The sequence below is a fragment of the Nocardioides sp. NPDC057767 genome (assembly GCF_042798275.1).
In the GTDB taxonomy this organism is placed as follows: Bacteria; Actinomycetota; Actinomycetes; order Propionibacteriales; family Nocardioidaceae; genus Nocardioides.
Genome location: NZ_JBHVKJ010000048.1, coordinates 1 through 19,246, shown reverse-complemented (window position 1 = coordinate 19,246; position 19,246 = coordinate 1). Strand labels below are relative to the sequence as shown.

The 19,246-nt window shown below is 69.2% G+C and carries 23 protein-coding genes and 1 tRNA gene; 9 read left to right on the top strand and 15 right to left on the bottom strand.

The features are described from left to right. Positions 1–23: 23 nt before the first annotated feature. Complete coding sequence (locus ACFVDI_RS21810) at positions 24–572, bottom strand: CGNR zinc finger domain-containing protein (protein WP_378910095.1); 549 nt, start codon at positions 570–572, stop codon at positions 24–26. 55 nt (positions 573–627) lie between these two features. On the opposite strand from ACFVDI_RS21810, the gene ACFVDI_RS21805 reads away from it, so the two are divergent. Next, positions 628–1,800 (top strand): MFS transporter, encoded by a 1,173-nt coding sequence (locus tag ACFVDI_RS21805; RefSeq protein ID WP_378910093.1) that lies wholly within the window; start codon positions 628–630, stop codon positions 1,798–1,800. A gap of 18 nt (positions 1,801–1,818) precedes the next feature. Here the strand turns inward: ACFVDI_RS21805 and ACFVDI_RS21800 are convergent, their stop codons facing one another. From ACFVDI_RS21800 to rplK, 5 genes are all read right to left on the bottom strand, one after another. Further along, positions 1,819–2,586: an amino acid ABC transporter ATP-binding protein gene (locus tag ACFVDI_RS21800; protein ID WP_378910089.1), complete on the bottom strand. Its 768-nt coding sequence runs from the start codon at positions 2,584–2,586 to the stop codon at positions 1,819–1,821. Beyond that, positions 2,586–3,398: an amino acid ABC transporter permease gene (locus tag ACFVDI_RS21795; protein ID WP_378910085.1), complete on the bottom strand. Its 813-nt coding sequence runs from the start codon at positions 3,396–3,398 to the stop codon at positions 2,586–2,588. The genes ACFVDI_RS21800 and ACFVDI_RS21795 overlap by 1 nt, the downstream gene beginning before the upstream one ends. Next, entirely contained in the window at positions 3,395–4,186 is a 792-nt protein-coding gene (locus ACFVDI_RS21790; protein WP_378910081.1) for a transporter substrate-binding domain-containing protein, read from the bottom strand. The genes ACFVDI_RS21795 and ACFVDI_RS21790 overlap by 4 nt, the downstream gene beginning before the upstream one ends. A 260-nt stretch (positions 4,187–4,446) precedes the next feature. Next, positions 4,447–5,163 carry a 50S ribosomal protein L1 gene (rplA, locus tag ACFVDI_RS21785; protein WP_378910078.1) on the bottom strand — a complete coding sequence of 239 codons (717 nt, stop codon included), beginning with the start codon at positions 5,161–5,163 and terminating at the stop codon, positions 4,447–4,449. 62 nt (positions 5,164–5,225) lie between these two features. After that, positions 5,226–5,654 carry a 50S ribosomal protein L11 gene (gene rplK, locus ACFVDI_RS21780; protein ID WP_008362894.1) on the bottom strand — a complete coding sequence of 143 codons (429 nt, stop codon included), beginning with the start codon at positions 5,652–5,654 and terminating at the stop codon, positions 5,226–5,228. A gap of 237 nt (positions 5,655–5,891) precedes the next feature. Between rplK and ACFVDI_RS21775 the strand changes: the two genes are divergently transcribed. Next, positions 5,892–7,067, top strand: coding sequence for a lytic murein transglycosylase (locus ACFVDI_RS21775; RefSeq protein ID WP_378910074.1), 1,176 nt, complete (start codon positions 5,892–5,894; stop codon positions 7,065–7,067). 25 nt (positions 7,068–7,092) lie between these two features. Here ACFVDI_RS21775 and ACFVDI_RS21770 read toward each other — a convergent pair whose 3' ends face one another. The 5 genes from ACFVDI_RS21770 to ACFVDI_RS21750 form a co-directional block, all read right to left on the bottom strand. Further along, entirely contained in the window at positions 7,093–8,256 is a 1,164-nt protein-coding gene (locus tag ACFVDI_RS21770; protein WP_378910072.1) for a hypothetical protein, read from the bottom strand. Further along, the gene (locus ACFVDI_RS21765) at positions 8,253–8,732 is read right to left on the bottom strand and encodes a SigE family RNA polymerase sigma factor (RefSeq protein WP_378910069.1); all 480 of its coding nucleotides are present in this window, start codon (positions 8,730–8,732) and stop codon (positions 8,253–8,255) included. The genes ACFVDI_RS21770 and ACFVDI_RS21765 overlap by 4 nt, the downstream gene beginning before the upstream one ends. Before the next feature lie 297 nt (positions 8,733–9,029). Beyond that, positions 9,030–9,824 (bottom strand): transcription termination/antitermination protein NusG, encoded by a 795-nt coding sequence (nusG, locus tag ACFVDI_RS21760; RefSeq protein ID WP_378910067.1) that lies wholly within the window; start codon positions 9,822–9,824, stop codon positions 9,030–9,032. Between the two features lie 62 nt (positions 9,825–9,886). After that, entirely contained in the window at positions 9,887–10,162 is a 276-nt protein-coding gene (gene secE, locus ACFVDI_RS21755; protein ID WP_378910062.1) for a preprotein translocase subunit SecE, read from the bottom strand. Positions 10,163–10,178: 16 nt separating this feature from the next. Beyond that, positions 10,179–10,251: transfer RNA gene (locus ACFVDI_RS21750), tRNA-Trp, on the bottom strand. 128 nt (positions 10,252–10,379) lie between these two features. On the opposite strand from ACFVDI_RS21750, the gene ACFVDI_RS21745 reads away from it, so the two are divergent. Genes ACFVDI_RS21745 through rlmC form a run of 5 tightly spaced genes read left to right on the top strand, consistent with a single transcriptional unit; the run spans position 10,380 to position 14,932 of the window. Beyond that, positions 10,380–11,663, top strand: coding sequence for an aminotransferase class I/II-fold pyridoxal phosphate-dependent enzyme (locus tag ACFVDI_RS21745; RefSeq protein WP_378910060.1), 1,284 nt, complete (start codon positions 10,380–10,382; stop codon positions 11,661–11,663). After that, the gene (locus tag ACFVDI_RS21740; protein WP_378910057.1) at positions 11,660–12,724 is read left to right on the top strand and encodes an adenosine deaminase; all 1,065 of its coding nucleotides are present in this window, start codon (positions 11,660–11,662) and stop codon (positions 12,722–12,724) included. The genes ACFVDI_RS21745 and ACFVDI_RS21740 overlap by 4 nt, the downstream gene beginning before the upstream one ends. A 15-nt stretch (positions 12,725–12,739) precedes the next feature. Continuing rightward, positions 12,740–13,414 carry a DUF4190 domain-containing protein gene (locus ACFVDI_RS21735; protein ID WP_378910054.1) on the top strand — a complete coding sequence of 225 codons (675 nt, stop codon included), beginning with the start codon at positions 12,740–12,742 and terminating at the stop codon, positions 13,412–13,414. 3 nt (positions 13,415–13,417) lie between these two features. After that, positions 13,418–13,816 carry a DUF4190 domain-containing protein gene (locus ACFVDI_RS21730; protein ID WP_378910051.1) on the top strand — a complete coding sequence of 133 codons (399 nt, stop codon included), beginning with the start codon at positions 13,418–13,420 and terminating at the stop codon, positions 13,814–13,816. A gap of 3 nt (positions 13,817–13,819) precedes the next feature. Further along, the gene (gene rlmC, locus ACFVDI_RS21725; RefSeq protein ID WP_378910049.1) at positions 13,820–14,932 is read left to right on the top strand and encodes a 23S rRNA (uracil(747)-C(5))-methyltransferase RlmC; all 1,113 of its coding nucleotides are present in this window, start codon (positions 13,820–13,822) and stop codon (positions 14,930–14,932) included. A gap of 88 nt (positions 14,933–15,020) precedes the next feature. Here the strand turns inward: rlmC and ACFVDI_RS21720 are convergent, their stop codons facing one another. Continuing rightward, positions 15,021–15,395 (bottom strand): DUF6223 family protein, encoded by a 375-nt coding sequence (locus ACFVDI_RS21720; protein WP_378910047.1) that lies wholly within the window; start codon positions 15,393–15,395, stop codon positions 15,021–15,023. 170 nt (positions 15,396–15,565) lie between these two features. Here ACFVDI_RS21720 and ACFVDI_RS21715 point away from each other — a divergent pair, with 170 nt between their 5' ends. Both ACFVDI_RS21715 and ACFVDI_RS21710 read left to right on the top strand, forming a co-directional pair. Further along, positions 15,566–16,675, top strand: coding sequence for a sensor histidine kinase (locus ACFVDI_RS21715; RefSeq protein WP_378910044.1), 1,110 nt, complete (start codon positions 15,566–15,568; stop codon positions 16,673–16,675). Next, complete coding sequence (locus tag ACFVDI_RS21710; RefSeq protein WP_378910040.1) at positions 16,672–17,337, top strand: response regulator; 666 nt, start codon at positions 16,672–16,674, stop codon at positions 17,335–17,337. Before ACFVDI_RS21715 ends, ACFVDI_RS21710 begins: the two co-directional genes overlap by 4 nt. On the opposite strand, the gene ACFVDI_RS21705 is transcribed toward ACFVDI_RS21710, so the two are convergent. From ACFVDI_RS21705 to ACFVDI_RS21695, 3 genes are read right to left on the bottom strand one after another with little or no spacing between them, the layout of a single operon-like run. Next, entirely contained in the window at positions 17,315–18,343 is a 1,029-nt protein-coding gene (locus tag ACFVDI_RS21705; protein ID WP_378910037.1) for a UDP-N-acetylmuramate dehydrogenase, read from the bottom strand. The genes ACFVDI_RS21710 and ACFVDI_RS21705 overlap by 23 nt on opposite strands. Beyond that, positions 18,336–18,755 (bottom strand): MaoC/PaaZ C-terminal domain-containing protein, encoded by a 420-nt coding sequence (locus tag ACFVDI_RS21700; protein ID WP_378910034.1) that lies wholly within the window; start codon positions 18,753–18,755, stop codon positions 18,336–18,338. Before ACFVDI_RS21700 ends, ACFVDI_RS21705 begins: the two co-directional genes overlap by 8 nt. After that, on the bottom strand, positions 18,755–19,162 hold the full coding sequence (locus ACFVDI_RS21695) for a MaoC family dehydratase N-terminal domain-containing protein (protein ID WP_378910031.1): 408 nt from the start codon (positions 19,160–19,162) through the stop codon (positions 18,755–18,757). The genes ACFVDI_RS21700 and ACFVDI_RS21695 overlap by 1 nt, the downstream gene beginning before the upstream one ends. Positions 19,163–19,246 lie beyond the last annotated feature (84 nt).

The window sequence follows — 19,246 nt, the reverse complement described above, 5'->3', positions numbered from 1 at the left end:
TAGATGGACGGAAACGCCCCGGACTACCTCTGGCGCGCGCGGTGTGCGGCCGCCTTCACGCGGCTCTGGCATCGCGTGGAGCAGAAGCGGCGGCCGGCGTTTTTGGAGGTGTCGACGAAGACGCGGTCACAGGGAGGCGCCTGGCAGACGCCCAGCCGGCCGGCGAGATCCGAGCCGATCGCCAATGCGAGCCCGGCGGCGATGCCCGCGCCCCAGCCGATGACGAGGCCGGGGTCGCGACCGTGGAAGTGCAGCGCCCAGCCGCCCCCTCGGGCCCGGTCGAGCTGCGGGACCGAGCCCATCTCCCGCATGAGCGCGTTGACCGCGGTGGCAGCGGTGTCGAGGTCGCCGCCGGCCGCAGCCTCGAACACGACCCGCAGCGACTCGGCGAGCGCGACCATCCCGTCGGCATCGGCTTCCTCGACCTGGGGCCGGTAGTCGGGACGGGCCAGCAGGTCGCTCACGACCTGCGCCCGCCTGCCAGACGGAGGCGGCTGCACCGGGCGGGTGCCGTCGTGCCCCGGGGTCAGCGCGTTGACGAGCTTGCACGCCTGCTCGGTCACGGTACGCACGTGACTGTCGAAATGTATTTGACCAGTCACCAACTCAGGCCCTACCGTCTCAGTCATGACCGTCATTCAACCATTGACCAGTCACCAAGACACACGGTGGCCGCGATCCCTCGTCGTGCTGGTCATCGCCCGGGCGGTGAACCGGCTGGGTTCCTTCGCCATGGCCTTCCTGGCGGTCACCCTGGTCGAGGTCCACGGAGCCTCCCTCGCCACGGCCGGTGCGGTGGTGACGGCCTTTGGTGTCGCCACCATCCCGTCGAGGCTGCTCGGCGGGTGGATGGCCGACACGGTGGGCCGACGACCGACGATCGTCGCAGGACTGGTCGCCTGCGCGGTGGCCCAGGTGGTCATAGCCGCATCTGCCGGAGTCGCCGGCGCGCTGGTGGGCGCGACACTGCTCGGGTTGGCGTACGAGATCTACGAGCCCGCCTCCCAGGCGCTGATCGCGGAGTCTGTGGAGGTCGAGCGGCGGCCACAGGCCTACGGACTCTACGGCGCCGCGATGGCGGTCGCCGGCGTCGCAGCAGGTGCACTGGCGGCGATCATCGGCGACATCGACCTCCGACTTCTCTTCGTCGCCGACGCCCTCACCTGCTTGTGTGCAGCGGCGCTGGTCCTAGCGCTCGTACGCGACACGAGCAGTCCGCGCTCGTCCCGGGAGGGGTTTGGCGCAAGCCCCTGGCGTGACCGCCGGCTCCTGACGATGCTCGCGCTCGGCACCGGCTTCGCGACCGCATGGATCCTGAGCACGGTCGCCCTCCCCCTCACCGTCTCCGCTCGCGGACACGACGCCGCAGCCACCGGCTGGCTGCTCCTGGTCGCAGCGCTGGTCACGATCGCCGGCCAACGACTGCTCCGCGGCGCCGCCGGGCGGCCGTTCTCGCTGATGCGCGCAGGACTGGTCCTGATGGCGGCCGGCTTCGCCGTGATCGCGTACGCAGCACCGTTCCCACTGCTGACCCTCGGCTGCGCGATCGTCGCCCTCGGCGAGGTGCTCCTGCTCGGCCCGCCGATCGCCCTCGTGGCCGGTCTGGCGACCGACGGCTCGAGGGCGGGCTACCTGGCGGCGTACGGAACCTGTTGGGGCATCGCACAGACGATCGGGCCGATGCTCGCGACCGGACTGATGTCTCTCGGGACACCGATCGTCTGGCTCGCGGGCGCGGGCCTCTGCCTCGTTCTCGCTGCGGTCACCGCTCCGGTCGCCCGTTTCTGTTCACCGAGGTAGCTCGGTGAACATCAAGCCTCAGAGCACCCGGGCAAGGAACGCCTGAGTGCGCTCGTGCTGGGGGTTGCCGAGCACGTCGGCAGGAAGGCCCTCCTCGACGATCACGCCACCGTCCATGAAGACGACCTTGTCGGCGACCTCGCGGGCGAAGCCCATCTCGTGGGTCACCACCATCATGGTCATACCCTCGGCAGCCAGGTCCTTCATGACCGCCAGAACGTCCCCGACGAGCTCAGGGTCCAGCGCCGAGGTCGGCTCGTCGAAGAGCATCATGTCCGGGTTCATCGACAGCGCCCGCGCGATGGCGACGCGCTGCTGCTGGCCACCGGAGAGGTGAGCCGGGTAGGCATCGGCCTTGTCCGAGAGTCCGACCTTCTCCAGGTTGGCCCGAGCGATCTCCAGCGACTCCGCCTTTCCGCGCTTCAGGACCTTCTCCTGCGCGACCGTCAGGTTGCGCAGCACGGTCATGTGCGGGAACAGGTTGAACTGCTGAAAGACCATCCCGATCCGTGCTCGCAGCGCGTCCACGTCGGCGTCGGGGTCGGTGATCTCCTCGCCGTCGACCAGGATCGTGCCGCTGGTCGGCTCCTCGAGCAGGTTGACGCAGCGCAGCAGCGTCGACTTCCCGGAGCCCGAGGGCCCGATCACACAGACGACCTCTCCCCGCGCGATGTGGAAGTCGATGCCCTTGAGCACCTCGTTGTCGCCGAAGTACTTGTGCAGGTTCTGTACGTCGATCACCGCCGCGCCGCGCTCGGCAGCCGGTGTCGTCTCCGTCTGGGTCATCAGCGGGCCTTCCCGGACTTGGCTTCCATGCGGCGTACGACGATCGAGAGCGGCACCGTGATCAGCAGGTAGCACAGCGCGATCGTGACCATCGGGGTCAGGTTGGCGAAGGCGTTCATGTTCTCCCGGCCGAACGCGGTCAGCTCGTACTCCTCCAACGACAGACCGAGGATGTAGACCAGCGAGGAGTCCTTGGTGAGCAGGATCAGCTCGTTGGTCAACGGCGGCAGGATGATGCGGAACGCCTGCGGGATCACGATGGTGACCATCGCCCGGGTGTGGGTCATGCCCAGGGTGCGGGCCGCTTCGTACTGCCCCTTCGGCACCGCCTGGATGCCCGCGCGGATCGTCTCGGCCATGTAGGCGCCGCCGACCAGACCGAGCGCCAGCGTCACCGTGGCGATGTTGCCGAGGTTCACACCGAAGGCGATTGGCAAGCCGAGGCCGAGCACCAGGAAGACGACCAGCGCCGGCAGCCCACGGAAGAGCTCGATGATGCCGGTGGAGATCCACCGGTACGGACCCACGCTCGAGAGCCGCATCAGCGCCAAGACCAGTCCCAGCGCCAGACCGAAGGCGAAGCCGCAGGCGGTGTAGATGATCGTGTTCTTGAGCGCGATCAGGATGACATCGGGAAACAGCTGCGAGGCGATGTCGATGTCGAAGAACGCCCGCCTGATCTCACCCCAGTCGGCGATCAGGGCTAGGACGACGACCAGCAGCACCAAGATGGCGTACTGGATGTAGCGGACGAGCGCCGCGCGTTTGCGCGGCGACATCCGCTTCTTGGGAACCACTGCCGCGTTGGTCACTGCGCGGCAGCCTCCCCGAACCACTTCTTGTAGACCTCGTCATAGGCGGCCTTGTCGTTGATGCCCTTGTTGAGCACCTCGAGCAGCTTGTCGTTGCCGCCCTTCTTGACCGTGAAGCCGTACGCCTCACCGGTCTGGAACTCGCTGGTGATCTCCATCTCCGAGTTGTCCTTGACGAAGTCGTAGAGCAGACCGTTGTCGTTGACGCCGGCGTCGGCCTTGCCGGACTTGACCGCCTGCATCATCAGCGCCGAGTCCTCGAGCGTGATGATCTTGGTGTCCTCGGGGGCGTTCTCCTTGACGTAGTCGGCACCGGTGGTGGCCTCCTGGACCGCGACGGTCTTGCCACCGAGGTCCTCGAGCGCCGTGTAGCCCGCGCCCTTCTTGGTCATCAGGGCCTGGGTCGCCTCGAAGTAGGGCTCGGTGAAGTCCATGACCTTCTCGCGCTCCTCGGTGATCGTCATCGCACCCGCGGCGACGTCACACTTGCCGGAGTTGAGCGCCTCGCCGGAGACGATGGTCTCCCAGCCGATGTTGACGACCTCGGTCTCGAGCTTCTCCGCATCGGCCGCGATCTTGAGCACGTCGATGTCGAAGCCGACGACCTCGCCGCCCTCGTTGAACTCGAACGGCTTGTAAGGAAGGTGCGTGCAGATGGTCAGGGTGTCGGCCTTGACCAGCTTCGCACCCGACGGGGAGGTGCCACCTTCGTCGCCGCCACCGCAGGCGGCGAGCGCCAGGCCGAGGGCTGGAACGGTCAGGGCAGCAGCGAGCTTCCGCAGATTCATGCGGGGCACTCTACGTGTCTTTGGACACCGACGGCCCGCTACCCCTTGAGGTGGCGAACCATCGTGATGAGATCGTGCACCAATCGAGAACGGCGGCCCACAAGTCACAGTGGCTCTTCGCGGCCGTGTCCACCGGGCGTTCGGGCGGTCGGCCGGGGCGGCGGTGACGGAAGAACCGAAACAGGCCGTACGCAGCGCCCACATGCGACGAGCGCCGCCGCCCGAAACCGGGCAGCGGCGCTCGTGTGTTCGGTCGAGGCTCAGGCCTCGTCCTCAGCCGCCACGTTCTTGATGCGGTTGGGGTCGACCTGGACGCCGGGGCCCATGGTGGTCGAGAGGGTGACCTTCTTCAGGTAGCGGCCCTTGGAGGAGGACGGCTTCAGACGAAGCACCTCCTCGAGAGCAGCGGCGTAGTTCTCAGCGAGCTGAGCCTCGGAGAAGGAGGCCTTGCCGATGATGAAGTGAAGGTTGGCGTGACGGTCGACCCGGAAGTCGATCTTGCCGCCCTTGATGTCGGTCACGGCCTTGGCCGGGTCCGGGGTGACGGTGCCGGTCTTCGGGTTCGGCATGAGGCCACGCGGGCCGAGCACGCGGCCGAGGCGACCGACCTTGCCCATCATGTCGGGGGTCGCGACGACGGCGTCGAAGTCGAGCCAGCCACCGGAGACCTTCTCGATGAGGTCGTCGGCACCGACGACGTCAGCACCGGCCTCGCGAGCGGCCTCGGCCTTGTCCGGAGCAGCGGCGAAGACGATGACGCGCATCGTCTTACCGGTGCCGTGGGGCAGGCTGACGGTGCCGCGCACCATCTGGTCGGCCTTACGGGGGTCGACGCCGAGACGCATGACGACGTCAACGGTCTCGTCGAACTTCTTCTTGCTGGAGCCCTTGGCGATCTTGATCGCGGCCAGCGGGGCGTAGAGCTCGTTCTTGTCGAACGTCTCCGACGCCGCGCGGTAGGTCTTGCTGCGCTGCATGGTGATTCCTTCGGTAGTTAAGAGGAGATGTGGTTAGCGAGCCAGCGCGGCTCTCCCACGTATCAGTCGGTGGTGACGCCCATGGAGCGGGCGGTGCCCTCGACGATCTTCATCGCGGCGTCGATGTCCTCCGCGTTGAGGTCGGGCATCTTGGTGGTCGCGATCTCGCGCACCTGGTCCTTGGTCAGCTTGCCGACCTTGTCCTTGTGCGGGACGGACGAGCCCTTCTTGAGGCCGGCGGCCTTCTTGATCAGCTCAGCGGCCGGCGGGGTCTTCGTGATGAAGGTGAACGAGCGGTCCTCGTAGATGGTGATCTCGACGGGGACGACGTTGCCGCGCATGGACTCGGTCTGGGCGTTGTACGCCTTGCAGAACTCCATGATGTTGACGCCGTGCGGACCGAGCGCGGTACCGACCGGCGGGGCCGGGGTCGCGGAGCCGGCCTGCAGCTGCACCTTGACGAGCGCTGCGATCTTCTTCTTCGGAGGCATTCTTGAGATCTCTTCCTTCTCGTGGTCATGACGAAGCCGTTTGTACGTTTCGGCCTCTGCCACCTGCTGTGTTGCTCTCGCAACTGGTCAATTGTCCGTGATCCGTTCGGGTTCGCGAAATCAGCGCAGGGCGGCCCACTGAGTGAGACCCCCTGAGTGACGGCCACCACTCCCCTTGGCATACTCCCCCGGGGATTTACAAAGGGAGCTCAATTGTTCAATCGACGTCGTCTCTCCATGTTCGCCGCACTCGTGCCGCTGGCCGCGCTCTCGGCCGCGTGGACCGCCGCCGCCACCGGAACGGCGTTCGATCCCGTCGGACCCGTGACGCTGCCCGGCGGAGAGACCATGGCGACCTCCGTCATCGACCAGCCCGCGAGCGTCACCGAGCCCGCGTCGGCTCAGGGTGCTCGCAAGGGCGCCCGGACCGGAACGATCGCCGTCGCGATGGCGCGGGGAAGCGACATCCCGATGACCGCCCTGGCCGCCTACCAGCGCGCGGCCGCCGTGGTGACGACCGCCGACCGGGCCTGCGCCCTCGACTGGACGCTGCTCGCCGCCGTCGGGATGGTCGAGTCCGACCACGGCCGCCTGAAGAGCAGCCGCCTCGACGACGCGGGCAAGGCCACCCCGCCGATCTACGGTCCCGCGCTGACCACTTCCGCGGGCGACCCTTCCCCCGACACCGACGGAGGCACCGTCGACAAGCTCTCCAGCGGCGACCGCGCCGTCGGGCCGATGCAGTTCATCCCCACGACCTGGCCGTTGGTCGCCGTCGACGGGGATGGTGACGGCGTACGCGACCCGCAGGACATCGACGACGCCGCCCTCGCCGCCGCGGTCTACCTCTGCTCGGGCGACGAGGACGTCTCCACCGAAGCGGGCAAGCACGCCGCGCTCAGTCGCTACAACCAGAGCCAGGCGTACGTCACCACCGTCCTGAAGATCGCCAAGGGCTATGCCGACAGCCCCTATGGCGGTGACGACGTCGAGCTCGCCGCCGCCGCTCCCGCCCACTCCGAGTCCAGCCCCTCCGGCCGCGGACCGAACGCGACGAAGAAGACCGACAAGAAGCCCACCGAGAAGAAGCCGGCGACGACCGCTCCGAAGCCGACCCCCGGCGCCCAGCCGACAGCGAAGCCGAGCTCGAGCCCCTCGACCGCCCCCAGCCCCAGCCCGACACCCACCGATGACGGCAGCTGGGCCTCGATCTCCGAACGCCGCGGGATCTGTGCCGCCGAGCTCGCCTCCCGCTTCCCCGACCTCGCCGAGGGCTGGGACACCAACCGCGCCGTCGACGCCTGCAGCATCCGGCTGCTCGGCAAGACCGTCACCCAGGCCAACGCCGCCGTACCCGGTGTCGTCACCGACATCACCGGGTACGTCGAGTGGCTGATCAAGACACTGCCGTGACCCCGTCAGCGATCACTGCTCCCCGCTACTGCTGAACCGATAGGGACGGCTCCCACGTGCGGCCGCCGTCGGTGGAGGCCAGCACCTCCCCGCCCGGGGCGAGATAGAGCGTGTCACCGACCCGGGCGGCGTCCCAGACCTCTGCACCCTCGCCGAGACCGGTGTCGACCTTCTGTGCGCCGGCCTCGGTGAGCAGGGTCTCGCGCTCGCCACGCAGCAGGATCGCGTCGTCGGTGAGGGCCACCCGATCGTTCAGGTGACCTTGCACGCTGCCGAACTCCTGCCACGAGCTCAGGTCGGTCGATCGGTACACGGTCGCAGCAGCCTCGTCTGCTCGGCAGAGCGAGAAGACCGCGGTGCCGGCAGGCATCAGACTGTTCTCGCCACTGCACGGGAACGGCAGCTCGGACCACGTCCGACCACCGTCGCGGGTGACCTTCGGCACGGAGGTCACGTTGCCCTCACCCTCGGGGCTCGGCGTGACCACGAGCGCGTCGCCGACCTGGATCAGATCCTGGGCAGCTCCGATCTCGTCGTACGACACCGATGCGAAGCGGTCGCCGTCGAACCGCCACATCGCGCCGGTCGTCGCATCGACCGCCCACGCCGGCCACGCCGGGTCGCCGGTGGCGGCCAGCAGATAGCTGTGCTCGCCCGGGTCCTCACCCGTCATGGCGGCCTGCTCCCAGGTCACGCCGCCGTCACCGGTGGTCCAGATCCTCCCGCCGGCGGCAGCCCAGCCGCTCCGGCCGTCGGGTGCCATGGCGAGCCGGTCGACGTACTCCTCGGTGAAATCATGCAGCCGCTCCCAGGTCTCGCCGTCGTAGCGCCACAGCACGCTGCAACCACAGTCCTCCTCGTTGGACGTCACGAGCACCCGGTCAAGGGCGACCTCGACGGTGAGGGCGTGCGTCGGCCGCACCGGGTCGCCTGTCGCCGAGGAGGACTCCGTCGGTGACGGGGCCGGTGGTGCCGGTTCAGGTGCGGAGCCGTCGCGGGTGCCGAGCAGTGAGCCGCCGACGGCGACCCCAGCGACCAGCACGGCGGCCGCGCCGACCACCCCTGCGGTGCGGCGGACCCGGCGTCGCTGCGCGCCGCGTCGTACCTTGGCCAGCATCTGCTCGGCCGGCTGTTCCGCGAGGATGTCGCGGTCGATCGCGTGGCGGACCTCGTCCTCGAACTGGTTCATCGCTCTTCCTCCCGGTCGGCGAAGGCGGATCGTTGCGCGCGGAGCGTGGTCATCGCTCGGTGGGCCTGGCTCTTGACCGTGCCCACCGAGCAGCCCAGCACCTCCGCGACCTGTGCCTCCGTGAGATCTTCGTAGTAGCGCAGCGCGATCACGGCACGCTGCCTCGGTGGCAGCCGTTTGACCGCCGCCAGCAGCTCGTGGTCGGCCGGCCGGTCGGTGCCGACCGGCTCGCGCATCTCCGCGAGCGGCCGTTCCCGGTGCAGCTTGCGCCACACCGACACGCTGCGGTTGGCCATGGTGCGCCGTACGAACGCCTCGGGGTCCTGCACCTTCGACCAGTTCAAGAGGGTTCGCTCCAGCGCGTCCTGGACCAGGTCGGCCCCACGTTGGTCGTCGCCGGCCAGCACCCGCCCGAGCTTGAGCAGATGTGACAGCCGGGCGGTCACGAACTCGGTGAACGCTGCATCGTCTCGCACACGTGCGCCGGACGCCCGGGGTCGGGTCATCGCACCCCCGCCGGGTATGTGACTTGGCTCCATGACCTGGGGACGCACCAGCGGCGCAGATGGTTGTACTGGGCGAGGATCGTGGGGCGAGGATGTGTAGCGAAATCGCGGAACGCCCGGGCTTCGTGCCCCGGGCGTTCGGCGTACTGATGCTTCTCACGACTGGATCTCGACCCGCCCGTCGCTACTGCTCGCAGGCTCGCAGTAGCGGGGCTCGCTCGATCTTTTCGCGTTATGACCCTGCGACTTCGTCGCAGGGTCATAGGCTCAAACCTTCTCGATCTGGTTGAACGAGAGCTCGACCGGGGTCTCACGACCGAAGATCTCGACCAGCGCCTTGACGCGCTGGGACTCGGCGTTGAGCTCGGTGATGGTCGCGTGCAGCGTGGCGAAGGGGCCGTCCACGACGGTGACCGAGTCGCCCTCGGCGAAGTCGACGACCTCGACGGGCTTCTTGGCGGTGCCGGTGGCACCCGCGGAGGCGGTGGCGGCCTCACCGGCGGCGGCAGCCTCGGCCTCGGCCTGGGCGACGACGGCGGGGGCGAGCATGTTCTCGACCTCGGTCATCGACAGCGGCACCGGCTGGTGGCTGTGACCGACGAAGCCGGTCACGGACGGGGTGTGGCGTACGGCGGCCCAGGACTCGTCGGTGAGGTCCATCCGGACCAGCACGTAGCCGGGGAGAACGGTGCGCTTGACCATCTTGCGCTGGCCGTTCTTGATCTCCGGGACCTCCTCGGTGGGGACCACGATCTCGTGGATGTAGTCCTCCATGTTGAGGGAGACGATGCGGTTCTCCAGGTTGGACTTCACCCGGTTCTCCATGCCGGAGTAGGTGTGGATCACGAACCAGTCGCCCGGCTTGGCCCACAGCTCACGGCGGAACGCCTCGAGCGGGTCGTCAGCGGCCTCGGGGGCCTCGCCCTCGACGATCTCGTCGAACGACGACTCGTCATCGCCGGCGTCGCCGGACTCGTCGAACTCGGCCTCTGCAGGCACGTCGGAGGCGGCCTCGGCCGTCTCGAGGACCTCGGTCTCCTCGGTGTAGTCCTGCTCAGACACGTCCTGCTCCAAACCGTTGAATGTGTATTTCGGGTGTGCTCCGCGGGCCGGGGCCCACGCGATCACGCGTCGCGGCCGCCGAACACCCAGAACATCAACTTGCCGAACCCGAGGTCAAGGCCCGCGGTGATTGCCATCATCACCAGGACGAAGACCAGAACCACGACGAAGTACGTCGTGAGCTGGTTCTGCGTCGGCCAGACGACCTTGCGGAGCTCGGCCACGACCTGGCGGTAGAACGTCGGGAGACTGGTGCGCTTCTCCGTCTTCTTGTCGTTCGGAGTCGGGACCGCCTTGCTGTCCGTCACGCCGCCACCTTCTCTCGAAAACGTTTCCATCGCTGGTCCGGCTTTGCAGGGCACGAGGGACTTGAACCCCCAACCTTCGGTTTTGGAGACCGATGCTCTGCCAGTTGAGCTAGTGCCCTACGGAGGTCTGCATCAGACGCGCGGTTGAGGGCGCGGCTAACCATGTGGGAAGACCACCAACGGTGAGTCTACGCACTCGGGTTAACGCGTTCCAAACCGGGGCCTCCTGACCCATAGGATTGCTGGCATGACCTCAGATCCCCGTCCCCTCGCCGAGCTCTCGCGCGAGGAACTCGAAGCGTTCGCAGCGGAGCAGCGCACGGCGTACGACAACTTGGTGGCCAAGGGCCTGAAGCTGGACCTGACCCGGGGGAAGCCCTCCGCGGACCAGCTCAACCTCTCCGACGGCCTGCTCCATCTCCCCAAGTCGACGACGGCTCCGGACGGCACCGACACGCGCAACTACGGCGGTCTGGCGGGCGGCATCGAGATCCGTGAGATCTACGCAGAGCTGCTCGGTCTGGAGACCGACCAGCTCATCGCCGGGGGCAACTCGAGCCTCACCATGATGCGCGACACGCTGATGTACCTGTGGCTTCACGGCGGCGTCGACAGCGAGCGTCCCTGGGGCCGCGAGGAGACGGTGAAGTTCATCTGCCCGGTGCCCGGCTACGACCGCCACTTCACGCTGCTGGAGTGGTTCGGGATCGAGATGGTGACCGTGGCGATGCACGCCGACGGACCCGACGTCGAGGCCGTCGCCGCCCTGGTCAAGGACGACCCGACGATCAAGGGCATGTGGCTGGTGCCGACCTACGCCAACCCGACCGGTGACACCACCTCGCAGGAGATCGCCGAGCGGCTCGCCTCGATGCCGACCGCCGCGCCCGACTTCAAGATCTTCTGGGACAACGCCTACGCGCTGCACCACCTGACCCCGGCCGAGACCAAGACCGCCGACGTCGTCTCGCTGGCCAACGCGGCCGGCAACCCTCATCGCCCGCTGGTCTTCGCCTCGACCTCCAAGGTCACCTACGCGGGCGCCGGCGTCGGCTTCTTCGGTGGCTCGAAGGAGAACGTCGCCTGGTGGCTCGACCACCTGAGCCACGGTGCGATCGGCCCGGACAAGGTCAACCACCTGCGGCACGCGGAGTTCTTCGGCTCGGCGGCGGGCGTACGCGAGCACATGGCCAAGCACCGCGAGCTCCTCGCGCCGCGGTTCGCGGCGGTCGAGGACGCGCTCACCGACGAGCTCGGCGCGCTCGGTGTGGCGACCTGGACCAAGCCCGCGGGCGGCTACTTCGTCAGCCTCGACGTGCTCCCGGGCACCGCGACCCGGGTGATCGAGCTGGCCAAGGGCGCAGGCGTCGCGCTCACCCCGGCCGGGTCGGCCTTCCCGGGGAAGCACGACCCGGAGGACACCAACATCCGCCTCGCCCCGTCCTTCCCGCCGTTGGAGCAGGTCAGCGGGGCCATGGAGGTCGTCACGGTGTGCGTGAAGCTGGCTGCCGCGGAGAAGCTGCTCGCGTGAGTCCTGTACCTGTCCCTGCAGACCGACGCGACCTACGTACGCTGCCGAAGGCGCATCTGCACCTGCACTTCACCGGTGCGATGCGCCACGAGACCCTGCTCGAGCTGGCCGCCCGCGACGGGATCCGGCTGCCCGAGCAGCTGGTCTCGGAGTGGCCGCCGGCGCTGAGCGCGGCCGACGAGAAGGGCTGGTTCCGGTTCCAACGGCTCTACGACGTGGCCCGGTCGGTGCTGCGTACGGAGGCGGACATCCGGCGGCTCGTCATGGAGGTCGCCGAGGACGACGTACGCGACGGCGGCAGGTGGCTCGAGATCCAGGTCGACCCGTCGGGCTATGCGGCGAAGTTCGGCGGGATCACGGCCTTCACGGACCTGGTGCTGGACGCCGTCGGCGAGGCCGAGCGGGCGACCGGGCTCGGGATCGCGGTGATCATCGCGTCCAACCGCACCCGGCACCCGATGGACGCGCGCACGCTGGCGCGCCTGGCCGGGCAGTACGTCGACCACGGTGTGGTCGGGTTCGGGCTCTCCAACGACGAGCGGCGCGGCCGGACCGAGGAGTTCGACCACGCCTTCCGGATCGCCGAGCGTGCCGGGCTCCGGCTGATGCCGCACGGCGGTGAGCTGCGCGGGCCCGAGCACATCCGCACCGTGCTGCGGTCGCTGCACGCCACCCGGCTGGGTCATGGCGTACGCGCTGCGGAGGACCCGGTGCTGCTCGACGAGATCGTGCGTGCGGGCGTCGCGTTGGAGGTCTGCCCGACCTCCAACGTGTCGCTCGGCGTCTACTCCGATCTCACCTCGGTGCCGCTGCCGCAGCTGCTCGACGCAGGCGCGACGGTGGCGCTGGGTGCCGACGACCCGCTGCTGTTCGGGTCCCGGCTGGCGGCGCAGTACGCCACGATGCGGGCCGCTCACGAGCTCACCGACGAGACCCTCGCCGACCTGGCGCGGATGTCGATCTCAGCCTCCACGGCGCCCGAGTCGACCAAGAAGGGTCTGCTCGCCGAGATCGACGACTGGCTCAAAACGCCCTCGCAACCCACGGATCCGCCGAGTTAAGACAGAATGTCGGCCATGACGAACCCGTCCGACGACCAGCCCGATCCCAACAAGCCGGCCGACGCCTCCACGCCGCCCCCGCCGAGCCCGTCCGAGCCGGCTCAGCCCGGGCACGACCAGTCCGACGTGACTCAGGTGGCGAATCCGCCTGCCTCGACGCCGCCCGCGCCGACCCAGCCGATGTACGGCCAGACCTACGGTGAGCAGCCGTCGAACCCCTACGGCGGGGCGACCTTCGACCAGAAGCCGCCGGTCCCGCCTGCGCCGGCAGCGGGCTACGGACAGACACCGCCGGCCTATGGCGGTCAGCCGGGCTACGGCTACGGCCAGGCGCCCTACGGCTCCCCGGCTGCGTACTCGGCTCCCGCCGGCGCCCCGGACTCGGGCGCGACCACGGCGATGGTCCTGGGCATCATCGGCCTCGCGGGCGGGTTCCTCTGCGGCCTCCCGATCGTGCTCTCCCCCTTCGCCCTGTTCATGGGTCTGTCCGCGAAGAAGCGGATCGATGCGGCCGCCGGGGCCCTGACCGGCCGCGGCAACGCGCAGGCCGGCTTCATCCTCGGCATCATCGGCACCGTCCTGCTGGTCCTGAGCATCCTCGTCGTCGCCATCGTCATCATCATCGGCGTCAGCGGCGGGTTCGACTCGGGCTACGACGACGGCTACGAGCCGTACGACAGCGAGTTCTGAGAGATGACGAACACGCCGCCGCCTGGCTATCAGCCGGCGCCCTACGGGTTCCCGCAGCCACCTCCTCACCCCGAGGCCAACTCGGCGATGGTCTTCGGGATCGTGGGCCTGTGCCTGTCGGTCATGTGCGGCGGGATCGGTGTCTTCATCGCACCGTTCGGATGGATCAAGGGCAAGCGGGTGATGGCCGAGATCGATGCCAACCCCGCGGCCTACAGCGGGCGAGGGAACGCGCAGGCCGGCTTCATCACCGGCCTCATCGGAACGATCTTCGGGGCGCTCTACCTGCTCTTCTGGGTCGCCTACGTCATCTTCATCATCGTGATGATCTTCGTGGCTGCGGAGACCGAATCCACAACGACGTACGACAGCATCAACGCGATGCTGAGCAGCCGCATCTGACCGATGGACTGCGGCTACTTCACCTCCGGTGCCTGCCGCTCCTGCCGCTGGCTGGAGATGGCGTACGCCGACCAGCTCGCGCAGAAGCAGCAGCGGGTCGCCGAGGCACTGGGCGACGTACGTTGGGAGGAACCGGTCTCCAGCCCGGAGGCCGGTTTTCGCAACAAGGCGAAGATGGTCGTCGCCGGGTCGGTGGAGGCACCGACGCTGGGGATCCTGTCCCACGACGGTCTCGGCGTGGACCTGCTCGCGTGCGGGCTCCACACGCCGGGGCTGCAGGCCGCGCTGCCGGTCCTGTCCCGGTTCGTCACGGCAGCGCGGCTGACCCCCTACTCGGTGCCCGAGCGGCGTGGCGAGCTCAAGCACGTGATCGTCACCGAGGCTCCGAGCGGTGAGCTGATGGTGCGCTGGGTGCTGCGGTCGACCGAGGCGCTGGCTCGGTTGCGCAAGCATCTTCCGGCGCTGCTCGACGAGCTGCCGGTCGCGGTGGCCTCGGTCAACATCCAGCCGGAGCACAAGGCCGTCATCGAGGGGCCCGAGGAGATCTTCCTGACCTCCCGCGAGGCGCTCACGATGGAGGTCAACGGGATCGGCCTGCGGCTGCGCCCGCACTCGTTCTTCCAGACCAACACCGCTGTCGCGGCGGCCCTCTACCGCCACGCCCGCGACCTGATCTCCTCGGTGTCGCCGGGCTCGGTCTGGGATCTCTACTGCGGCGTCGGCGGCTTCGGGCTGCACGTCGCCGCGCCCGGTCGCGAGGTGCTCGGGGTCGAGTCCAGCGAGCAGGCGGTCGAGGCCGCCGCCTCGACCGCCGCCGACCTCGGGCTGCCGGGCACCAGCTGGGTGGCCGGGGACGCGACGGCGTACGCCCTCTCGGCAGGCGCCGCGCCCGACCTGGTCATCGTCAACCCGCCGCGGCGCGGGATCGGTTCCTCGCTCTCCGGGTGGCTCGAGGAGTCGGGTGTCGAGCACGTCGTCTACTCCTCGTGCAACGTCGACACCCTCGCCCGCGACCTGGGTGACATGCCCTCGTTGCGGCCGGTGTCGGCACGACTGCTTGACATGTTCCCCAACACCGACCACCACGAGGTCCTGGTGCACCTGAAGCGCGCCTGACGCCGACTCGGCGCTGATGTCCCGGAAATTCACGCCGAGTCGGCGCATCTGTCCCGGGATTCTGGGACAGATGCGCCGACTCGACCTTTCAGCGTGGGACATTTGCGCCGACTCGGCGCGCTCTGCGCAGGGTGAGGGTGCCCAGGGTCAGAGCGGCGAGGCCCAGGACGATCGCCATCCCGCCGCCGACGACGCCGTTGCCGGTGCCCGGCCCGCCGTCGGCGACCAGCAGGTTGACCACGCCCGCCACCAGGGCGATCGCACCGCAGCCGAGCGCCACGACGGCGCCGTTGCGGCCGCTGTTGCCGACCCCGCGGACGGCGCGGGTCAGCGCCGCGGCACCGGCCACCGCTCCGCCGAACCCGACGAACGCGGCAAGCGTCGCCCAGAGCCGGGCGGTGGTCAGTGTGTAGGCGCCGACATCCGTGCCGGCGGCGTTGACGATCACGTCGTTCAGGAACATGTGAGACTCCTTCGTCGAGTTCCATCGGATGACTCGATCGTCTCGTCGGCGCGCTGCTGAGTCGTCCTGCCGGCGTGGACTCTTCGGCGCGGTCACTACTGCGTACGTGGTAGCCGGAAGTCCTACGGGAGACGGACTCGCGAGCGGCGCCGCGGGCATATCCTGCTCGCATGGCCAGGCGGCGGATCACCCTCGGGGACGCAGGTATAGCCGCAGGAGTGGCCGTGGCCCAGCTGGCCGCTGCGCTGAGCGACGGCCACCCGGTTTCCGGCAGCGAGCTGCTCGGCTACGCCGCGCTGGTCGCGAGCGCTCTGGTCCTCCTCGTCCGGCGCCGGGCGCCGGTCACCGTGCTGGTGGTCAGCGGCGCGTGCGGGCTCGCCTTTCAGGCGCTCGGGTTCGACGTCGCGGTGATCGCGTTCCTGGTCGCGGTCTACGCGGCGGTGCGCGAGGGCCATCGGCTGGTCACCGTGATCGCCGCGGTGGTGATGCAGAGCGGACTGTTCCTGGTGGCGTACGCCGCCACGGGCGACTTCGGCGCCGCGTCCGAGCAGGCGCGAGGAGCCCTCGAGATCGCCTGGCTGATCGCGGCGGGCGCGGCCGGCGAGGCGCTTCGCCAGGCCGAGCGGCGTGCCGACGAGGCGGAACGCACCCGCGAGGCCGCCGCCCAGCGCCGGGCCGACGACGAGCGGCTCCACATCGCCCGCGAGCTGCACGACTCCCTCACCCACCAGATCTCGGTGATCAAGGTGCAGTCCGAGGCCGCGGTCCACGTGGCCCAGCGACGCGGCGAGGAGGTCCCCGAGTCGCTGCTGGCGATCCGGGAGGCCGGGCGCGAGGCGGCCCGCGAGCTCCGGGCGACGTTGACGGCACTGCGTGACGACGATCCGAACCCGCCGCGGGGGCTCGAGGACGTACGCGATCTGGTGGGGTCCGCCGGGGCGACCGGGCTGGAGGTCACGCTGACCGTCGACGGGCAGCCCGGCACGGTGACCGCGGCGGTGGGCCGGACGGCCTACCGGATCGTCCAGGAGTCGCTGACCAACGTGAGCCGTCATGCAGCGGCCACCACCGCGTCGGTCCACATCGACCATCGGCCCGATTCCATCGGCATCCGGGTCGAGGACAACGGCACCGGGGCATCGGCCGCGACCGTCCCCGGCGTCGGTCTGCTCGGGATGCGAGAGCGGGTCGCCGCCCTCGGAGGTCAGCTGCGGGCACAGCCCCGCGAGGAGGGTGGTTTCATGGTCGAGGCGCGGCTTCCGGTGGAGCGTACGTCGTGATCCGGGTGCTCCTGGTCGACGACCAGCCGCTCATCCGGAGCGGGTTCCGGGCCTTTCTCAACATCGAGGACGACATCGAGGTGGTCGCCGAGGCGGGCAACGGTCTCGAGGCGGTGGCGCTCGCCCGTGAGCACCTGCCCGACGTGGCGATGGTCGACATCCAGATGCCCGTGGCCGACGGCCTCGAGGCCACCCGGCGCATCGCCGCCGACCCTTCTCTGGGCGGCGTGCACGTGGTGATCCTGACCAACTACGGGATGGACGAGTACGTCCTCGAGGCCCTGCGTGCCGGCGCTGCCGGGTTCCTCGTCAAGGACATCCAGCCGGAGGACTTCGTCCACGGGGTCCGGGTCGCCGCGCGAGGCGACGCGCTGCTGGCGCCGTCGGTCACCCGAGCTCTGATCGACCAGTACATCGCCCAGCCCTCGCCCGCGGCGGCTCCCCTCGGGCTCGCCGAGCTCACCAACCGGGAGCGCGAGGCGGTCGCCCTGGTCGCCCGGGGCATGACCAACGACGAGGTCGCCGAGGCCATGGTGATCAGCGTGCTGACCGCGAAGACCCACATCAACCGGGCCATGACGAAGCTGCACGCGCGTGACCGCGCCCAGCTCGTCGTCATCGCCTACGAGACGGGGCTGGTCAGAGCTCCACGCCGAGCATGACGGGCTCGTTGACGAGCACGATCCCGTAGGCCGCCTCGACCCCGTCACGAACCTCTCTGGCAAGGACGAGCAGGTCCTCGGTCGTGCCTTCGCCGCGGTTGGTGAGCGCGAGGGTGTGCTTCGTGGAGAGCGAGACCCTGCCCGCCAGACCCTCGGGCGTGTGGCCCTTCTTGAAACCGGCGTGGTCGATGAGCCAGGCGGCGGAGGTCTTCACGGTGCCGTCGGGCTGCGGGTAGGCCGGAGCACCCTCGGGCACGTCCTCGGGCGCGACCACGGGGTTGGTGAAGAACGAGCCCGCCGACCAGGTGTCGTGGTCGGCCTCGTCGATGACCATGCCCTTGCTGCGGCGCAGTGCCAGGACGGCCTCACGGATCTGCTTGGACGGCACCCGGGTGCCCTGCGCGACGCCGAGGGCGCCGGCCAGCTGGGCGTACGCGATCGGCGAGCCGGTCTCACCATCGGTGCCGAGCCGGAAGGTGACCCCGAGCACCACGTACCGCCCGGGAGCGTCCTTGAACCGCGACCAGCGGTAGCCGAACCCGCACTCCTCGGCGGTGAAGCTGCGCACCTCGCGCAGCTCACGGTCGAGCACCCTGACCGAGGTGATGGTCTGGGAGACGTCCTGGCCGTACGCCCCGACGTTCTGGATCGGGGTCGCGCCCACGCTGCCGGGGATGCCGGAGAGAGCCTCGACCCCGCTCCAGCCCTTGCCGACCGCGGTCGTCACGAAGTCGTCCCAGGTCTCTCCCGCCGCCACCGTGACGAGTACGCCACCCTCGACCGTCTCCACCGCGACGCCCGTGGTCGCCAGCTTGATGACGGTGCCCGGGAAACCGGCGTCGGACACGACCAGGTTGCTGCCGCCACCGAGGACGAGCACGTCCGTGCCCACCGTGTCGGCGGCGGTCACTGCCTCGATGATCTCCGCCTCGGTGGTCGCGGTGACGAACTCCGCCGCCGGGCCGCCGAGATGGAAGGTGGTGTGGCGCGAGAGGTGTTCAGACACGTACGGAGACCTTCGGCATGCCAAGCACCTTCTGGGCTTCCCCGGTGGTCGAGCTTGTCGAGACCACGGTCAGGGCGATCGTCGCCAGCCCGTCCTCGACCGACTTGACCGTGCCGGAGACGGTGACGGTCGTCCCCTCGTCGTCGTCCGGCACCACGACCGGGTTGGTGAACTTCGCACCGAAGTCGACGACCTCGGCGCCGTCGGTCCACTCCGAGACCGCTCGGGCGACGAGCGCCATGGTGAACATGCCGTGGGCGATCACACCGGGGAGACCGACGGCGGTGGCGATCCGGTCGGACCAGTGGATCGGGTTGAAGTCACCACTCGCGCCCGCGTAGCGGACCAGCGACGCCCGGGTCACCGGGTAGGTCTTCGGGGCCAGGTCAGCGCCTGCTTCGATCGTCGTCATCAGGCGACCTCCGCCGCTCGGTGGACCAGTGTGGCGGACGTGGTGCACACGACCGCACCGGAGTCGTCGGTGATCTCCGAGACCGTGCCGATGATGTCGTTGCCACCGATCTGGCGCAGCGAGGCGACGCTGAGGGTCGCGGTCAGCACGTCACCCGGCGCGATCGGCCGGGCGAAGGAGAACTTCTGCTCGCCGTGCACGATCCGCGACAGCTCCACCTCGACGTCGTCGAGGAAGGCGTTCATCGCGTCGAAGGCGAGCACGATCGGGAACGTCGCGGGGACCGGATCACCGCTCTCCCAGCCCGCTCCGGTGGCGGCAGCGAACTCCCGCACCTTCTCGTCGGTGACCCGATAGGGCCTGGTCGGAGGAAACGCGCGCCCTACGAGCGACCCATCAACTGCCATGCGGGCAACTCTAGTGGCCTGTCGAGAAGTCACCCACGTCGGCCGAGGCGTCACGTACGTCGGTCGAGTCGGCATGGGCGCGCC